Raw genomic sequence first — 17,528 nt, 5'->3', positions numbered from 1 at the left:
TCGGTATAAAAATTTATTTAATGAATGTAAGCCTGATATGTGGTGAGAAAAATAAAAAAAGCCCGGTCAGAGACCGGGCTTTTTAACTCACTGTCTTTAAACTGCCAAATCAGAAGAATTTGTAGTTTGCAGAAACAGAGAACATACGACCATTTGGGTTAGCCAGAACGGTGTTGTAGTATGTGTAGTATGGATCGTATGGTGCTGCACGATCAAACATATTACGGATAGTTGCGCGCAGCGTCAGGTTTTTGAAGCCTTTGTAGCTGGTGCCGATATCAAACGTGTAGTTTGCAGCAACGCGGCAAGCTGGGTTGGTGATGGTGTACGGAGCAACGGATACAGATGCAGGGCACTCTGTACGAACACCGGTTGTGGTGTTGAAGCTTGCCAGACTGTAGTCGCTGGTGTAGTTCATCGCGCCAAATACAGTGTAATCACCTTTTTCCCAGCTGACGTTTACGCGGGATTTCAGGCGTGGTGCAACTTCAGTGCCTGCTTCGTCAACGTATGGGTTACCTACTTCACGCTGGAACTTGTAGCTGTCGTTGTAACCAGCAAACAGGGAGGTCGTTACTTTACCCATTGCGCCCAGATTGGCTTTGTAGGTAATGTCCAGATCTACACCCTTAACGATGGTTTCACCCAGATTCAGGTATTTACGTTTTACGCCGACGATAGTACCGGTGCCTGGGATTGGGTTGCCAGCAGCATCTTTCAGCTGAGTAGCAGGATCAGGGCTACGGAATACGACGTCGTTGTAGAAACCATTACCTTCTTGGTACAGCTTACGCAGGATGTCGTTAGAGCTCAGACGGTCAACTTCGTTTTTACGGCTGATTTCATAGATATCCAGTGTTGCGCTCAGGCTGTTTGTCGGAGCAAATACCAGTCCCAGCGTTTTGCTGCGGGAAGTTTCTGGTTTCAGATCCGGATTCGCAACGATGAAGGAGGCGATAGTACGTGTAGCAGCGCTGGAAGCGGCATTACACTCATTCGCACTTTCGTAGCCAGTCGCGCCTGCAATCGCTTTACCACCTGGGCAACGAACGTTGTCGCGCCATGTGGAAATGGACTGGAAGCTGGACACGTTAGATTTGGAAATCTGTGTCAGGCCTGGTGCACGGAAGCCTTCAGCAACAGTACCACGGATGCTCAGTTCCGGAATTGGTGTGTATTTGAAGCCCAGTTTTGGTGTTGTGGAAGAACCGTAATCGCTGTAACGGTCATAACGTACCGCTGCTTCGATATTGATTGTTTTCCATACTGGCAGATTCAGCTCTGTGAACAGAGAGGAAACGTTACGGGAACCAGTAGCGGAAGAACCGCCACGACCAACGAAATTACCAGCTGCCAGGTTGGCGTCCGGAGTCATATCGATGGATTCTTTACGGAATTCAGCACCAGCAGCGATACCAACTGCGCCACCTGGCAATGCACCGTATTCACGGGAAGCTTTGAAGTCAACGGAGTTAACTTTTGTCTTACCTGTAGACAGTGCTTCTGGGCTGATTTGTGACAGCAGAGCAGCACTGTTGCTGCCGCCAAAACGGTATTGTTCCAGCGCGGCCTGAGCAGTCACGGAATTGATCATGCCGGTTTCGCGCTGATCACGCTTGGATTGATTCAGCAGAACACCAGACTGCCAGTCCCAGCCAAAGTGTGTGCCGCTCAAGCCACCAACGATACGGTAAGTATCCTGAGTAACGTATGTACCTGCAGCGATATCAGCCAGACGTGCACCGGTAACGACGCGCAGCTGGTTGTTCGGATCCGCCTGGAACAGTGGATTGTCAGGGTGGTTCGCTGGCATGATGAAGCGGAACGAACGACGGTTACCGGCTGGGTCAAACCATGTAGACAGGCTGCTGGACAGTGTTGCGAAACCGCCACCACCTGGGAAATCATTTTCCAGACGAGAGTAGCTTGCTTCTACGAAACCTTGGATGTCTTTGTTAACGTTAAACGAGACACGTGTAAACAGGTTTGCAGATTTAGATGGTGTTGTGTGGTAACCGAACTGGCTCAGATCCATCACGCAAGTTGGCTTACCAGTTGCGAACCATGTAGTGCTGATCTGGTTTGCAGGGCACTTAGTCGGGGTCAGAGGAGACGTTGTCAGGAACGCGCCGCTGCCTTTTGCCGATTCAGGGTAGAAGTTTGGTGTGTATGTGATTGCGGAATCAGGGTCGGTTTGGGAACCGCCAGCGAAGCTGCCCAGATTGACTGCATTCATGTCCAGACCACCGGTTTTTGTGTACTTGGTACCAGGACGCTTAGACGCATCCAGACCAACCATCACGTTGAAACCGTTTGTTTCAACATCGCCCCAGCCACCGAACAGGGAGATATTGTGGTTTTTGAAGCCGCCTTGTGTTGCGCCGGTTTCGGTCGCAGTTGCTTCAAAGCCTGTGTATTCTTTTTTCAGAATGATGTTAACAACACCGGCAATCGCGTCGGAGCCGTAAACAGCGGATGCGCCGTCTTTTACAACTTCGATACGCTCAATCGCGGACATCGGGATGTTGTTGATGTTATACAGCGTGGACTGACCAGAGTTAGGATCTGCAGTCGCAGTTGCTGCCATACGACGGCCGTTGATCAGGGTCAGTGTCGATGCAGAACCCATACCACGCAGGGATGCAGTTGCAGTACCTGCAGCAAAACCGTTACCGGAAGTGAAGTCATTCTGACCACCGGAAGTGATTGCAGGGATAGTCTGCAACAGTTCGGTCATGTTGGATGCGCCGGAACGTTTGATGTCTTCGGCTTTGATCACCTGAACAGGGGAAGCTGTTTCAGTGTTGGTACGTTTAATACTTGTACCAGTCACTTCAACTTTCTGAATCTTCTCCGTGGTCTCAGTTTTCTCTTGAGCGAAAGCAACGGTAGTCATACCGATAGCTGCCAGCGCCAGAGTAATTTTAGTTAATTTCATTCTTTAACTCTCCAGTTATAAGAAAACCCGTGCGTTTTGCCGGGATTTAACAGGGCTTGCCTGCATCTTTTTTTCGTCTTTTCAGACGATGGTGGAACTGATTTGCTACTTCTTCTCCCCCGCGAGATCCCCCTCGCTGAGAAAAAATTTCCGCCCCAAAATTAATAGTAACGTTTTGTTTCTAAAAACTGACGAAATTTATTGAAAACGATGAATATTTGATAAAAAATTGTCGTTTTTTTGTTCGTTTTTTGCGACAACGTGAAAAAAGGTTTTCATGCAAAATAAGTTTCACGAATACCCATATAAGCTTTGGTAATTAAGTCGCTCAGAAGTATAAAACTGCACAAAAATAATATTTGCACCTCTTTTGACCATATTTTCATCATTTTTGAATTGCACGAAAATGGTGCAATTTGATGGTGGTAGCTTCGTGAAAAAAACGATTTGAAATAATGAAAAACTGCACATTGCGCAATCTCGTTGTGTCGCGAAACTATTTGCAGAAGTGAAATTGGTGCATAGCGCAATAATATGGAAAATAATTTTCAGGAACTTTGCCAGCCGGTTTCCGTCTGAACGCCGCATCCGAATAAAACGCGGAAACCGGGTGTTACCGGTAACAGGCGTCTGCGCTGAGCATGTGCACCTGCCGCACCAGCAAACCGCATCAGTCAATGCGTAAAACTACCGGTCATTGCCGCCGGTCGACATAAAGAAAAAATCAACGGAGAAAAAGCAGAATGTTCAAAACCAGCCTGATATCACTGGCCGTTGCCAGTTTGTTTGCCTTGCCAGCGCTTGCTGCAGACAATAAGCCTGCCGAAAAACCAAAATGGAATGTGAATCAGCCGCCCGGCGAGGCAAAATCGGTTGGTATCGATACCCGTACCGGTACCTGGATGAGCGTGGATATCAGTCCGGATGGCAAATGGATTACCTTTGATCTGCTCGGTGATATTTACCTGATGCCAGCGGAGGGCGGGGAAGCGAAAGCGCTGACACATTCGGTGGTGTGGGAAATGCAGCCGAAATTTTCGCCGGACGGTAAAAAAATCGCCTTTATGTCGGATGCAGGTGGTGGTGACAATATCTGGGTCATGAATGCCGATGGCAGCGATGCGCGTGCGATTACCAAAGAAGATTTCCGTTTACTGAATAATCCGGTCTGGCATCCGAATGGTCAGTACATTGCGGCGCGTAAACATTACAGCGGTACCCGTTCGCTGGGTTCCGGTGAAATCTGGATGTATCACGTGAATGGCGGTGCAGGTATACAACTGAATGAAAAACCGAACTGGCAAAAAGATCTGGGCGAACCGGCATTTTCACCGGATGGCCGCTACGTGTATTACTCGCAGGATACGACCGGCGGCACGGCGTTTGAATACAACAAAGATTCGAATAACCAGATTTATCAGATTTTCCGCAAAGATTTACGTGACGGTAAAGTCAAATCCATCGCTGGTGGTCCGGGCGGTGCGGTACGGCCTGTCCCTTCGCCGGATGGTCGTTATCTGGCATTCGTGCGCCGCATCCGCAATCAGTCCACCTTATTTCTGAAGGATTTGCAGACTGGCGAAGAGCGTGCCGCTTGGCCGGAGCTGGAGCGTGACATGCAGGAATCATGGGCAATTCACGGTGTGTATCCGGCATTCGCATGGGCTCCAGGCAGCAAAGAAATTGTGGTCTGGGCCAAGGGTCGCATCTGGCGGGTCGATTCTTTCAAAGGCGGTGCAAAAGAGATTGCCTTCCATGTGAAAGACAGCCGCGAAGTCCGTCCTGCTTTACATTTTGCACATGAAGTCGCGCCGGATCAGTTTGATGTGCACCAGTTGCGCTGGGTGAACGTGTCACCGGCAGGCGATAAAGTGGTGTATTCCGCAATGGGGCAATTGTATGTGCGTGATTTGCCGGATGGCACGCCACGCCGCCTGACCCGTCAGTCCGACCATTTCGAATATTTCCCGCGTTTCTCGCGCGATGGTAAAAAACTGGTTTTCACGACCTGGGATGATCAGCAACTTGGTAGCGTGCGCGTGCTGGATGTTGCCGGTGGCAAAGAAACGGTGATCAGCAAAACGTCAGGTAAATATCTGCAACCGGCATTTTCGCCGGATGGCAAATCGGTCAGCTTCGTAAAATCCAAAGGCGGCTACCTGACAACGCCGTGGCACGGTATGGAAACCGGTGTGTATGTGGCAGCGGCGGATGGCAGCGGCGAAGCGAAACTGGTCACGGAAGACGGTAATAACCCGCAATGGACTGACCGCTCCGATGTGCTGTATGTCAGCCGTACTAAATACAGTGGCGAAGTTGACTGGACCACATCCTTAGTGCGTCTGGATTTGCAGACGCATCAGGAAGCGCCGGTCGCGAAGAGTGAATTTGCCGGTGAATTTTCCTTGTCGCCGGATGGTCAGTGGCTGGCTTTCGGTGAACGTTTCCATGCCTATGTAACGCCGTTACCGCAAGCCGGTAAGCCAGTTACCATTGGTAAAAACATGGATGCACTACCGGTAAAACAATTAGACGTGAATGCCGGTCAGTATCTGCACTGGTCCGGCGATGGCCGCAAGCTGCATTTTGCGCTGGGGAATGAATTGTTCACCCGTGAGCTGAAAGACGCTTTCCCGTGGCAGGCCGGTGCGGCAACGGATGTGAAAGCAGCGCCGAATCCTGAACGTGGTCTGGAAATCGGTTTGCGCATGCAGGCCGATAAACCTACCGGCATCAAAGTACTGGATGGTGCACGTATCGTGACGATGCGCGGTGATGAAGTCATCGAGCAGGGTCGTATCGTGATCGAAAACAACCGCATCAAAGCGATTGGTAAGGCGGCAGAGGTTACGATTCCGGCTGGTGCTGAGCGGATTGATGTCAGCGGTAAAACCATATTGCCGGGCATCGTGGATGTGCACTGGCACGGTGGCATGGGTGAAGACGGCATTATTCCGCAACAAAGCTGGATTGATTATGCGTCGCTGGCTTTTGGTGTGACCACGATTCACGATCCATCGAACGATACCGGGACGATTTTCACCCACAGTGAAATGCAGAAAGCGGGTCTGGTGGTGGCACCGCGTATTTTCTCGACTGGTACGATTTTGTATGGTGCGAAGAGTAATTTCAGCGCCGTGGTCAATAATTACGATGACGCGCTGACGCATCTGAAACGCATGAAAGCCGCCGGTGCGATCTCGGTAAAAAGCTATAACCAGCCGCGTCGTGAGCAGCGCCAGCAAATTCTGGAAGCGGCGCGTCAGACCGGCATGATGGTGGTGCCGGAAGGTGGTTCGCTGTTCCAGCACAATATGACCATGGTGGTTGATGGACATACCGGTGTCGAGCATGCGTTGCCGGTGGCGAATATTTATGATGATGTACGCCAATTGTGGTCGCAAACTGCGGTCGGTTACACGCCGACGCTGGGTGTGGCTTACGGCGGTCTGGATGGTGAACATTACTGGTATGCGCGCACCAATGTCTGGGAACATCCGATTCTGTCGAAATACGTGCCGCGCACTGTACTGCAACCGCGTAGCGTGCGTCGCGAAACCGCGCCGGAAGAAGATTTCAACGTGATCAAAGCCGCCAAAGTCGCAACCGAACTGCAGCGTGCCGGTGTGCCGGTGAATCTGGGCGCACACGGTCAGCGTGAAGGTCTGGCGGCGCACTGGGAAATGTGGACACTGGTAATGGGCGGTATGACACCATTGGAAGCCATCCGCAGCGCGACGCTGAACGGCGCGAAATATCTGGGAATGGATAAAGATGTCGGTTCGCTGGAAGCAGGCAAACTGGCCGATCTGATGGTGGTGGATGGTAATCCGGTGGCAGATATCCGCCAGTCGGATCGCTTAAGCTATGTGATGATCAATGGTCGTCTGTACGATACTGCGACCATGAATCCGCAAGGCAAAGGTGCCAAACCACGCAAACCATTCTTCTTTGAGGGTAAGCAGGGCGCGAATGCACCAGTGGATGCGATTGACTATTCGCACAATCACAACCATGAGTGATGCGGCTAAGGTGCCGTAAACGGTGCTGTAAATCGCTTTCAATCGCAAGGCAGACGCAGCGACGCGGCATGCAGCCATGTTGCGTGTCGCCGCTGATGAGATAAAAAGCTGTCCGGTTTCCGGGCAGCTTTTTTGTTTTTACATGTGTTTGCGCTTGCCCGATTGTGCAAAAATCATCATTTGCCGGAAAACAGGCAGTCCGGAGCGCCACTGTTTTCGCGGACGACAAGCAAACAGGGTGTTTTTTCTGTGCGAAAGTCCGCATTTCAGGCGATTCGGGACATTGTGGAGGCATTTTCAGGCATCGGGGCAGATCAGATAAGATCCGATCCGACGGCGATACCGGTCGGGATAAGAACTCAGTGACAGGCCTTGCCGCATCCGGTTTCCCTTCAGCGCCGGCAAGCCTGAGCGCAGAAAGAAAAACGCCGGAACCAGTCCGGCGTTTTTTCAGTAAAGCGCTGAGAAAGCGATTACTGTGTGCGGCGCAGTGCTTTGACGAACTGACGTTTTTCCGGTGGCGTCTGCGCTGCTTCAGCAGCCTTCCACTGCATCCACTGGGTCAGCGACATCGACAATTGCAGCGAATAATCCAGAGAAATCCATTGTTTTTGTGCAGGATTCGGATAACTCGGTACGCCTTCTCCCATCACATTTTTGCCTGAAGGCGTGGTCATGTTGAATGACGTACCCGCCATCACATTCGCGAAATAAATAGCATCCATTTCGCTGAAGCTGACATCGTTTTTCACGGTTGCCGGTGAGCCGCTGCGATCCAGACCAACCGCTTTCAAACCATTCACCGGCGCAACCGATTGATATGTCATATTCATGCTGGCTGGTGCAAATTTTGCCAGCAGTGGTGGTGTCGTGAATGTGGAGTCCGGTACCGACGCCGTGCCGTGGCAAGACATGCAGGAACTGTTGGCATTATCTGCCGGGCCATTCAGACGGTGATTGGAACCCAGATGGCCCATGCGCTGCACCATACCAGTACCGCCGTAGGAATTCAGTTCGTCCACCACATCCCAGAAAATCACTTCTTCTTTAAAACCGTTTTTACGCGGGTTAGGCGGATAGTTGTAAGCCAGCTGGCCTGGTGGCGGCGTGTCGTTGCCCCACATCATGCCCAGCAGGCTGACGCGCTGCCATTCATCTTTGACTTTGGCTTTACGCTGACCATCGGCGACGAAAGTGCCGTACACCCAGCCAGTACCTTTGGCGCGGCTGTCCGCAATCGAAATATCAAACTGCAGCAAGCGTACATCGTTCCATGCAGCGTAATTGCGCGGACAGGCGGCGGATTGTTCTGCCATCGTGGCACCTTGTGGCGCATTACAGAACGTCGGATCAGAAATATTCGCATTCCAGCGCGGCATATTCGCCAGCACCGGCAACTGATCCAGCGTTGCAGTATTGAACAGCGGTTTGCCGATCACAGCGCCTTCCTGAAAGCGGATATTCGAGGTCGGGACTTTTGCTGTGCCGTCTTTTTGCCAGACTGTGCCCAGCGTATAAGCTGCAGTGGCGTTGTAGACAGCAACTGCCCACATCGTAGTGGCTGCTGTGCCGGTGCCGGATTTGATCGAGAAGGTGACCGGTGCTTCGCGGGTCAGACCATGAATAAATTCGCGGCCGCTCAAAGGATCATACGTCTGGAAAGCAATGTGATACCAAGGACGTACCGGATTTTCGCAGACATCAAAATCGGACTGACCGGGTTGATTGATATTGCCGGCCAGAATGTAGTTATACACCAGCCAGCCATATTCTTTGGCCAGTTTGGCTTTCACATCCTGCGGTGTGGCAGGATCGAACAGCGGATCAAATTTGGCAGAGCGCCAAGGCTGATTCGCTTTGTCATCCACTGGCTGACGCGGATAATCATCCGATAATTTAAATACCGGGCCGGAATACGCACCGGTTGGCGCATTCGAAATGATCTGGCCTTTCCACATTTCCGCGAATTTCGGTGCGATGTCCTGCCAGTAGCTTGGATAGGTGCCGCTGCAGGTGTTTGCCGGTTTGGCTGCACCTGCGGCAAATGCGGATGCGGACATCCCCATCAGCGCGATAACACCGGCCTGAATGGCGGTATGTACAGAGCGTTTAAACATGTTGTCTCCCTCGTGTGATTGAAATGATGTTGTTAATTCCCGGTGCAATGCCGGGTGTCTGGCATTGGCAGACTCAGTACGCGCAGAAATTCGGCATGAACCGCATCTGCATTGGCGGCAATAGCGACTTCAATACGGCTGCCGTGTTTGCTGTCTACAATCAGGCTGGCGCTCTGATCGTCTTCTTCGTTCAGTTCCTGACATACATACAGTTTGAATGCTTCGGTAGTGACCAGTGCGGGCAAGGGAATCGTGCAGGCTGCTAACGGGTCCCAGAAAGACAGATAGGTGCCGATGCCAGCGGCGTTTTCAGGATAGGCCAGCACGGCGCTGAGGAATTTAGCCTGCGGGGTATTAATCGCATTGAGTTTGCTGACAAATTCCTGATCCAGCGGCACTTCATTGGTCGCGTTCAGTGCAATCAGACGTAATGGCACACCGGATTCAAACATCAGCTGTGCGCCCAGCGGATCAATGAAAATATTCCATTCGGCGACTTCGTTACGGTAAATCACGTTATCACCGAGCGTTGGAATGATATTGCCCATCGCACCCGGTGAAATGTCGCGCGGAAGGATATTGCCACCCATCATCACGATTTGCTGTATGCCGCTCTGCAGTTTCGCTTTCAGCGCAGGGTTTTGCTGCGCGCTGCGGAACAATGTGCCGAAGTTGGTGCCGCCACCAATCGACAATACCGTTACCGGTTCATCGTTATGCATGAAGAAGTCATGCAGCCAGCTTTGCGCCTCGTAAATCGCCGGAGACGGATTCACGCCGGGAAATGCTGCGGCGTAATGCAGATCGGCGCCATTCCGCACATCTGCCGGAAACACATTGCTGAAGCTCAGTGGTGCAGAAGCGCCGCGCAAGACCGGCAGTTTCAGTGCGTGATTGCCGAACAGAGTCAGCAGGTTCGCGACGTTCTCCACGCCTTTGGATAAATGCACTGCGCCGCAACCGGTAACGGAAATGGCGATAACGTCGATGTCGGGGTTTTGCATCAGATACACGATGGCCATGTAATCGTCGAAATCGACATCGGTATCAATAATGACTTTTGTACGCTGTTTCATCAGGAATTCCTGTTCTGAAATGAAGTGGTGAATTGGTCGGGACGGCGATACGTGACAATGTTGTTGCAGCGCCGTGGCGGAACGGGTCTGGCTGTAATCAGCTGGATGGCCACAGATAGCAATACGTCTGGCTGTTGGTCAGATTCACGCCCTGATCGTTGTAGATAAAGCCGTTTTTGTAAGAGCTGCTGTAACCGCTGGTGCTGCAATTGGTGTGAACCCAGTCGAAGCCTTGCTTTGCCAGCCCTTCATTTTCGGCGTAAGGTACTTTGCCCGGATTGCCGCTGCACAGATACAGATTGCCACCGGCCTGAATACCGTTGACATAAGATGGTGGCACAACGTAGCTGCTCGGGTCGTAATCCGGGGCGAATACGTTATCGATCGCGACATCGTAAATATTGCCGTCAATCGCGGATGTGATTTCAATATGCGTATGCGACAACGGGATGCCCTGGCGCTTCTTGCCGGAGGTGTAGTTAGTCACGTTCGGATAATCGTTATTGGTAGCGGAATTGACCGTACCAGTCTGAAAATAACCACCCGCCGCATTACACATTTGCTGATAGTTTTGCGCTGTCTGAGAAAGTCCGGTATTTCCGGTATTGCCGGACGCGGATTGCGCACTGGCTTGTAAGTGCACACCAAAAGTGCCGATCACAAACACCACCGGATAAGCGGCAGCCAGTGCATGTGCCAGCATGGCGCGAGATAGATTTTTCAAAATTGCCTCCCTGATCAATTGTTATGAAAGCCGCGTCTGTTAAAAGTGGCGCGTGTTTGATCTGCAGCAAGCTTTGTGCCAGATTTGTAAAAAGTACATTTACTTGCAAGCGCAATCTGCTCCTTGAAAACCAATTTTCAGTTAATTGTTTTTCGGGATAGTTTTGAGCTATTCAGAAATCGTCATGCGCTAAAAAATGAAGTCGCAGTGAACCACTGTTTTCAACGACAAGCCGGTGAGCAGGTGCTTTTTCTATGCCAGAATCCGCATTCAGACGGGTTTTGGAGCAATTTCAGAGCGCAATCAGCCCGCCTTCGGTTCACCTTCAGACGATCAGCTGTGATCAGTGATGGGATGGGGGGGTGTTGCAGGAGTTGGTAACGCTGTTCAGTCTCCGTTCTGGCGGACGGGATGGGGCGTGGGTGCATTTGGCAGACCAGCTTATTTACCTGCCTCCATCTGCGTCGGAAGGCGACTGCACGGTCATGCTCAGTCCGGCCCGATACGCATGGCGCTGTATCGGTGTTTTTCATCGGAAAAACGAAACAAATTTTTCCTGACAAGCAGTGCTGTTGACGAGCTGTTTTCATTTTTCAGGAAAACACTGCAGTAAAGCAAGAATCCGCACAGAAAAGCCCCCGTAAAAACACCATGTGTATCCTGTTTTACAGGCGGAGTATGTCAAAATGGCGCTTTCTGTCTGCGCTGCAAAAACCTGTCTGCAGTAGCAGGGCGATGATTTTTTACTCTGGAGTCCATCTATGTTTCAGCACGTCGAAGCCTACCCAGGCGATCCAATTTTGTCTCTGAACGAAGCATTCGGCAAAGATACCCGTCCGGGCAAAATCAACGTTTCGATCGGTATTTACTTTGACGATAACGGCAAGATTCCGATGCTGCCATCGGTGCGTGCCGCAGAGCACAAAGTGGTGAACGATGCCGGTGCGCGTCCTTACCTGCCAATGGAAGGCGCAGCGAATTTCCGCAGCGCGGTACAGCATTTGCTGTTCGGTGCAGACAGTGCAGCGGTCAAAGAAGGCCGTGTCGTGACCATGCAAACCGTGGGTTCCAGCGGCGGCCTGAAAATCGGCGGCGATTTCATCAAGCGTTATTTCCCGCAATCCGTGATGCTGGTCAGCGATCCGACCTGGGATAATCACCGCGCCGTATTTGAAGGCTGCGGCATGACGGTCAAAACCTATCCTTACTACGACAGCACCACCGGCGGCCTGAAATTTGAGGCGATGCTGGAAGCGCTGAAAGCAGCGGATAAACACAGCATCGTATTGCTGCACGCTTGCTGCCACAACCCGACCGGTGTGGATCTGAGTAAAGAACAATGGCAGGCGCTGGTTCCTGTAATCAAAGAGCGCGAACTGATTCCTTTCATGGATCTGGCTTATCAGGGTTACGGCGACGGTATCGACGAAGATGCATTTGCTATCCGTCTGTTCGCAGAGCAGGGCCTGAGCTTCTTCGTGGCGAACTCGTTCTCCAAGAGCATGAGCCTGTACGGTGAACGTTGCGGCGCGCTGAGCGTGGTGTGTCCCGATGCAGCGCAAGCGGTGAATGTGCTGGGTCAGATGAAAGCGACGATCCGCCGCAATTACTCCAACCCGCCTATCCACGGTGGTCAGCTGGTGGCGCAAGTGCTGAGCGATGCAACTCTGCGTCCGATGTGGGAAGCTGAAGTCAAAGAAATGCGTGAACGCATTCAGTTAATGCGCCGCAAACTGCACGACGTACTGAGCGCCAAAGTACCGGGCCGCGATTTTTCTTACTTCCTGACACAGCGCGGCATGTTCAGCTACACCGGCCTCAGCGCAGAACAGTGCGATCGCCTGCGTGAAGAGTTCGGCCTGTATCTGGTTCGCTCCGGCCGTATGTGTATCGCTGGTCTGAACAGCGGTAACGTGGAAGCAGCAGCGAACGCGATTGCTGCAGTGCTGAAGTAATATCCGGCTGCGCATGGCGGCAGGAAGTTTCTGCCTCTGCGATACAGACAAAGTAAAAAGCGGTGTACAGTTTTCTGTCACCGCTTTTTGTTTGTCGTCTGCATGTAAAAAGATTCGGGGAAAACCTCAGGTCATGTGTCAATTCGGTGTCAATGCGGTGTCAATTCTATGTAAATTGCGTGTAAGTAAATATCTGACGGAAATGTTATTTTCTTCGACAGATCGCTCTCTCAGGAAAGAAGAGTATGTTGCATGAATTATTGTTACCGATGTTCGTCCATGTACTGTTGCTCGCCAGCCTGTATGTGTTGCTGACCATCGCCCGCGCACCGGCGGTATGGGGTGTCGGACGAAATACGGACGGATCGAATCCGTTTGCGGCGCTGGAACCACGTATCAGCGCCAATCTGAAAAACCAGTTTGAATGGCCGATGCTGTTCTACGTGGCTTGTCTGCTCAGCGAATTGCTGGCGCTGAGCAGTGCCGCACTGCCTGTGCTGGCATGGTTATTTGTGACAGGCAGAGTCTTACACAGCGGCGTGCAGATACTGACGAGCAATGTGCGCTTACGCGGCATCGTATTCACCCTGAATTTTGCGGCGGTGCTGGCCATGTGGTGTGTGATTGTGCTGGCAGGCTGGTGATCTGCATGTTGAATGCCGCTGAGAACTGTCGGAAACGGGGCAAAATTGCCTTAAATGCGGATTCCTGCATAGCTATCTGGCGGTCGTCGGCAGAAAGTCCGGCTCTTGCAAATCACCTCATGACGATATTTGCACAAAGGCAGGTGCAGTGGATGGCGCGGGTTTAACCTAATCCCGCAAATTGCTGCGCCAGAAAATCGGTCAGCGCCCTGACGCGCGCCGGTAAAAAACGGTTGGCCGGATACAGCGCATGCAAAGGGTAGGGCTTGCCTTGCCAGTCCGGCAGTGCTGGTAATAAGCGACCGTGTTGTAGATCGTTGTGAATATCCAGCGCCGATTTGTAGGTAATGCCTTTGCCGCCCAGCGCCCAGTCATGCGCCAGCGCGCCATCGTCCACACTGCGGCGCGGCTGTATCCGGACTTCGCGTATTTCCGGTTTTGCGCCGGATGTTGTCCGTGAAAACCACCATAAAGTGTCGCGCTGACCGGCGATATGCAGGCTGATGCATTCATGCCGCTGCAAATCGTCCGGGTCAGCAGGGTAGCCGTGACGGGCAAAATAGGCCGGGCTGGCGCAGGCAATGCGCTGCGTTTCCGCCAGCAAGCGGGCGACCAGACCGGAATCCGCCAGCTCGCCGTAGCGTATCGCCAGATCCAGCGCATCGCGGTGTAAATCCTGCAATTTATCGCTGACTGTCAGTGCAATACTGACTTGCGGATGCATTTCCATGAACTGATCAAACCACGGCATCAGCCAGTGGCGCGACAAATCCGATGGCGCGGCGACGCGGATATGACCGCTCAGATGGGTGGTGCCAACGCCGACCTGCGTAATACCTTCTTCCAGCAATTCCAGCGCCCGTCTGGCGTAATTCAGCAGCAGCTCGCCTTCGCTGGTCAAGCGCAATGCGCGGGTAGAGCGCACAAACAGGCGCGCGCCGAGTTGCTGTTCCAGCCGTTTCAGCATGGCGCTGGCGGCGGCTGGCGTGATTTCGAGTTCACGTGCTGCAGCACTCAGCGAACCCTGACGTGCAGTCGCCAGCAAAACCCGTAAATCGCTGATATTTTCAATTTTCATTTGAAAGTCTTTCAGAATTATCTGGCTTAATCAAAATTATTTTGAAGCCTACAATCATCGCATACATTTTGTTCACGAAAGGAAAATCATGAAAGCCGTTGGATTTCGTCAGTCTTTACCAGTCAGCCACCCTGAAGCCCTGATCGATCTGGACTTACCGCTGCCGGTGCCGGAAGCGCACGATGTGCTGGTCAAAATCAGCGCGATTGCCGTCAATCCGGTTGATACCAAAATCCGCAGACTGGCAGCACCTGCTGCGGGCGAAGTGCGGATTCCGGGCTGGGATGCGGTCGGGGAAATCGTCACAACCGGCAGCGCAGTCAGCGGATTTCAGCCGGGGCAGCGCGTGTATTACGCCGGTGCGCTGGCACGTCAGGGCAGCAATGCGCAGTATCAGGTGGTAGATGCGCGTCTGATTGCAGCCGCACCGCAAAGCCTCAGCGATGAACAGGCGGCCGCCATGCCGTTGACTACCATCACCGCGTGGGAAATCCTGTTCGATCGTCTGCAGGTGCAACGCAAAGGCGCTGAACCACGCAAGCCGCGTCAGCGTACATTGCTGATTACTGGTGGTGCCGGTGGTGTCGGATCGATGATGATACAACTGGCGAAACAGTTGACGGATGTGACGGTAATCGCCACCGCATCGCGTGAATCCTCTGCTGCCTGGTGCCGCGAACTGGGTGCTGATCATGTGATTAACCATCATCAGCCACTGCTGCCGCAATTGCAGGCGCTGGGGTTGAGCAGCGTGGATATGATCGCCAGTCTGACGCATACCATTGAATACATCGCCCAATATGTGGAATGCCTGACGCCGCAAGGACAACTGGCAGTGATTGATGATGCCGATGTGCTGGATGTGATGCCGCTGAAACGCAAAAGTATCTCGCTGCACTGGGAAAGCATGTTCACCCGTTCGATGTTCAGCACCGACGATATCGCGCAGCAGGGTGTTTTGCTGGCCGAAGTCGCCGCGATGGTGGATGCGGGACGCCTGCGTACGACACTCAGCACTGTCTTGCAGCCTTTTAATGCAGCGACGCTGCGGCAGGCGCATGAAATGCTGGAAAGTCAGCAAACTATCGGTAAGGTCGTTGTCACCGGTTTCGGTCACGACTAAGGGAGCAAAGCTGAGTACTTCCGCGTCAGCGGCTCAGAGCGGAATCAGCGCCGCTCTGGCTGCCCGCAAAATATGCTGACTGAAATCATTCAGCAAGCCGGAAGAAGCGCGGGCGCTTTGCCAGTACAGTGGCACATCCAGTGGCGTGTCCGGAATCAGTTCCACCAGGCTGCCATCTGCCAGATAGGATGCGACCAGCAAATCCGGATTCATCCCCCAGCCCATGCCTGCCCGTGTGGCATTCACAAACGCATGGCTGGATGGCAGGCTGTGGCGCTGCAAAGGAATATCTTCTCCGCATACTTGCAAAACCCAGCGTGCCTGCAGCGTATCTTTTTGATTGAACAGCAGGCTGGGTGCCTTCTTCAGGCTTGCGGCATCAACACCATCGGGGAAATAGCGTTGCATATAAGCCGGACTGGCTGTCGCACGGTAACGCATCGCACCCAGCGCAAAGGCATTGCAGCCGGTTGCCGGTTGTGCAGTGCTGGTGACTGCCGCCATCACTTCACCGTTTTTCAGCCAGCTTCCGGTGTGATCCTGATCATCCACGGCAACCTGCACCAGCACCGGTGCTTCCGCCGCGAAGGCTGCCATCGCATCAGCAAACCAGCTGGCCAGACTGTCAGCATTGACCGCGACACTGAGCGGCGCTCGCTGAGGGCTATCCGGAAACAAACCCGGTAATGTTTGCCTGCATTCCTGCTCCAGCAAGCGCACACGATCCGCATGCAAACACAACTGTCGCCCGGTGGCAGTGGCTTCGCATGGCTGCCCGCGAATCACAAGTGCGCAGCCGGTACGTTCCTCCAGCAGTTTGATTCGCTGTGATATGGCTGACGGCGTTACATGCAGGGCGCGGGCAGCACGTTCAAAACTGCCTTCACGAATCACGGCAGATAACGCTGCCAGCGCATCATAGTCAAACATAATTAAGCATTGCTAACTTTGATTAAGAAAAGATAGTTTGGCTTCATTTTAATGCTGAGGCAAGCTCTGTGTTTTCCAAATTTGAGTGAGCAGGGGGTCGTCATGCTGAGTGTGTTTGTACAGGGTTTCATGGTCTGTCTGAGTCTGATCGTTGCTATCGGCGCGCAGAACGCATTTGTATTGCGTCAGGGTTTGCGTGGCGAGCATGTTTGGCCGGTAGTAATGTTCTGCGCCGGTACCGATGCGGTACTGATCAGCAGCGGCGTGCTGGGCTTATCGCAAACGCTGAAAGCCAGCCCTTTACTGAATCAGATTCTGGCACTGGGCGGTGCTGCCTTCTTACTGGTTTACGGCTGGCAGGCATTACAGCGGGTACGGCGACCACAGCAATTAACTGCAGCCAGCCATGTGGCAGGAGCAGGAATGGCCGCTGTACTTGCACAAGCAGCCGCCTTCACATTTCTGAATCCGCATGTCTATCTGGATACCGTGCTATTGATCGGCAGTATCGGTGCACAACAGGCACCACTGTTACGCTGGTGGTTTATCGCGGGTGCCTGTCTCGCCAGTCTGAGCTGGTTCATGATCATCGGCTTTGGTGCAGCACGGCTTGCACCGGTATTTCAGCATCCGCGCGCATGGCAAGTCATCGATGCACTGATCGTTATTACCATGTGGGGTATGGCAGTTTTGCTGCTAATACAGGGGATATGACCGGATTTTAATTGCACCGGTGCGTAACCGGAGACAGCAGGAGTCAGCCACAGACTTGTCTCAACGTCCGTGTGTAATGACCCAGCGATTCCTGCTCAACTTAGGCTGCTAAAGCAAATGCCTCAGCGGGTGTTTTCATCCCCAGCGCCTGATGTGGACGCTGGTTGTTGTAGAACCCGATCCAGCCGGCGATGACCCGGCTGGCGT

The 17,528-nt window shown here is 52.7% G+C and carries 12 protein-coding genes; 5 read left to right on the top strand and 7 right to left on the bottom strand.

Annotated features, from left to right (window positions below):
• Nucleotides 1-109: 109 nt before the first annotated feature.
• The gene (locus KDM89_RS03575) at nucleotides 110-2,938 is read right to left on the bottom strand and encodes a TonB-dependent receptor plug domain-containing protein (RefSeq protein ID WP_212686589.1); all 2,829 of its coding nucleotides are present in this window, start codon (nucleotides 2,936-2,938) and stop codon (nucleotides 110-112) included.
• Between the two features lie 743 nt (nucleotides 2,939-3,681).
• Between KDM89_RS03575 and KDM89_RS03570 the strand changes: the two genes are divergently transcribed.
• On the top strand, nucleotides 3,682-6,960 hold the full coding sequence (locus tag KDM89_RS03570; protein WP_212686588.1) for an amidohydrolase family protein: 3,279 nt from the start codon (nucleotides 3,682-3,684) through the stop codon (nucleotides 6,958-6,960).
• Between the two features lie 473 nt (nucleotides 6,961-7,433).
• Here the strand turns inward: KDM89_RS03570 and KDM89_RS03565 are convergent, their stop codons facing one another.
• From KDM89_RS03565 to KDM89_RS03555, 3 genes are all read right to left on the bottom strand, one after another.
• Nucleotides 7,434-9,077, bottom strand: a complete 1,644-nt coding sequence (locus KDM89_RS03565) for a hypothetical protein (protein WP_212686587.1) — start codon at nucleotides 9,075-9,077, stop codon at nucleotides 7,434-7,436.
• A gap of 32 nt (nucleotides 9,078-9,109) precedes the next feature.
• On the bottom strand, nucleotides 9,110-10,153 hold the full coding sequence (locus tag KDM89_RS03560) for a nucleoside hydrolase (RefSeq protein WP_212686586.1): 1,044 nt from the start codon (nucleotides 10,151-10,153) through the stop codon (nucleotides 9,110-9,112).
• A gap of 97 nt (nucleotides 10,154-10,250) precedes the next feature.
• Nucleotides 10,251-10,877, bottom strand: a complete 627-nt coding sequence (locus tag KDM89_RS03555; RefSeq protein WP_212686585.1) for a hypothetical protein — start codon at nucleotides 10,875-10,877, stop codon at nucleotides 10,251-10,253.
• Between the two features lie 761 nt (nucleotides 10,878-11,638).
• Between KDM89_RS03555 and KDM89_RS03550 the strand changes: the two genes are divergently transcribed.
• Together KDM89_RS03550 and KDM89_RS03545 are read left to right on the top strand one after the other, a co-directional pair.
• Nucleotides 11,639-12,832, top strand: a complete 1,194-nt coding sequence (locus tag KDM89_RS03550; protein ID WP_212686584.1) for an amino acid aminotransferase — start codon at nucleotides 11,639-11,641, stop codon at nucleotides 12,830-12,832.
• Nucleotides 12,833-13,077: 245 nt separating this feature from the next.
• Nucleotides 13,078-13,476, top strand: a complete 399-nt coding sequence (locus KDM89_RS03545) for an MAPEG family protein (RefSeq protein ID WP_212686583.1) — start codon at nucleotides 13,078-13,080, stop codon at nucleotides 13,474-13,476.
• Nucleotides 13,477-13,639: 163 nt separating this feature from the next.
• Here KDM89_RS03545 and KDM89_RS03540 read toward each other — a convergent pair whose 3' ends face one another.
• Nucleotides 13,640-14,554: a LysR family transcriptional regulator gene (locus KDM89_RS03540; RefSeq protein WP_212686582.1), complete on the bottom strand. Its 915-nt coding sequence runs from the start codon at nucleotides 14,552-14,554 to the stop codon at nucleotides 13,640-13,642.
• A gap of 88 nt (nucleotides 14,555-14,642) precedes the next feature.
• On the opposite strand from KDM89_RS03540, the gene KDM89_RS03535 reads away from it, so the two are divergent.
• Nucleotides 14,643-15,677: a zinc-binding alcohol dehydrogenase family protein gene (locus KDM89_RS03535; RefSeq protein WP_212686581.1), complete on the top strand. Its 1,035-nt coding sequence runs from the start codon at nucleotides 14,643-14,645 to the stop codon at nucleotides 15,675-15,677.
• A 33-nt stretch (nucleotides 15,678-15,710) separates the two neighbouring features.
• Here the strand turns inward: KDM89_RS03535 and KDM89_RS03530 are convergent, their stop codons facing one another.
• Nucleotides 15,711-16,607, bottom strand: a complete 897-nt coding sequence (locus KDM89_RS03530) for a LysR family transcriptional regulator ArgP (RefSeq protein WP_212686580.1) — start codon at nucleotides 16,605-16,607, stop codon at nucleotides 15,711-15,713.
• A gap of 102 nt (nucleotides 16,608-16,709) precedes the next feature.
• Here KDM89_RS03530 and KDM89_RS03525 point away from each other — a divergent pair, with 102 nt between their 5' ends.
• Nucleotides 16,710-17,321 (top strand): LysE/ArgO family amino acid transporter, encoded by a 612-nt coding sequence (locus KDM89_RS03525; protein ID WP_212686579.1) that lies wholly within the window; start codon nucleotides 16,710-16,712, stop codon nucleotides 17,319-17,321.
• A gap of 100 nt (nucleotides 17,322-17,421) precedes the next feature.
• Here KDM89_RS03525 and KDM89_RS03520 read toward each other — a convergent pair whose 3' ends face one another.
• Entirely contained in the window at nucleotides 17,422-17,514 is a 93-nt protein-coding gene (locus KDM89_RS03520; RefSeq protein WP_329604621.1) for an integrase core domain-containing protein, read from the bottom strand.
• Between the last annotated feature and the right edge of the window lie 14 nt (nucleotides 17,515-17,528).

The organism is Cognatundibacterium luofuense (genome assembly GCF_018139685.1).
Classification (GTDB): Bacteria; Pseudomonadota; Gammaproteobacteria; order Burkholderiales; family Burkholderiaceae_D; genus Undibacterium; species Undibacterium luofuense.
This window is presented reverse-complemented; position numbering and strand designations above follow the sequence as displayed.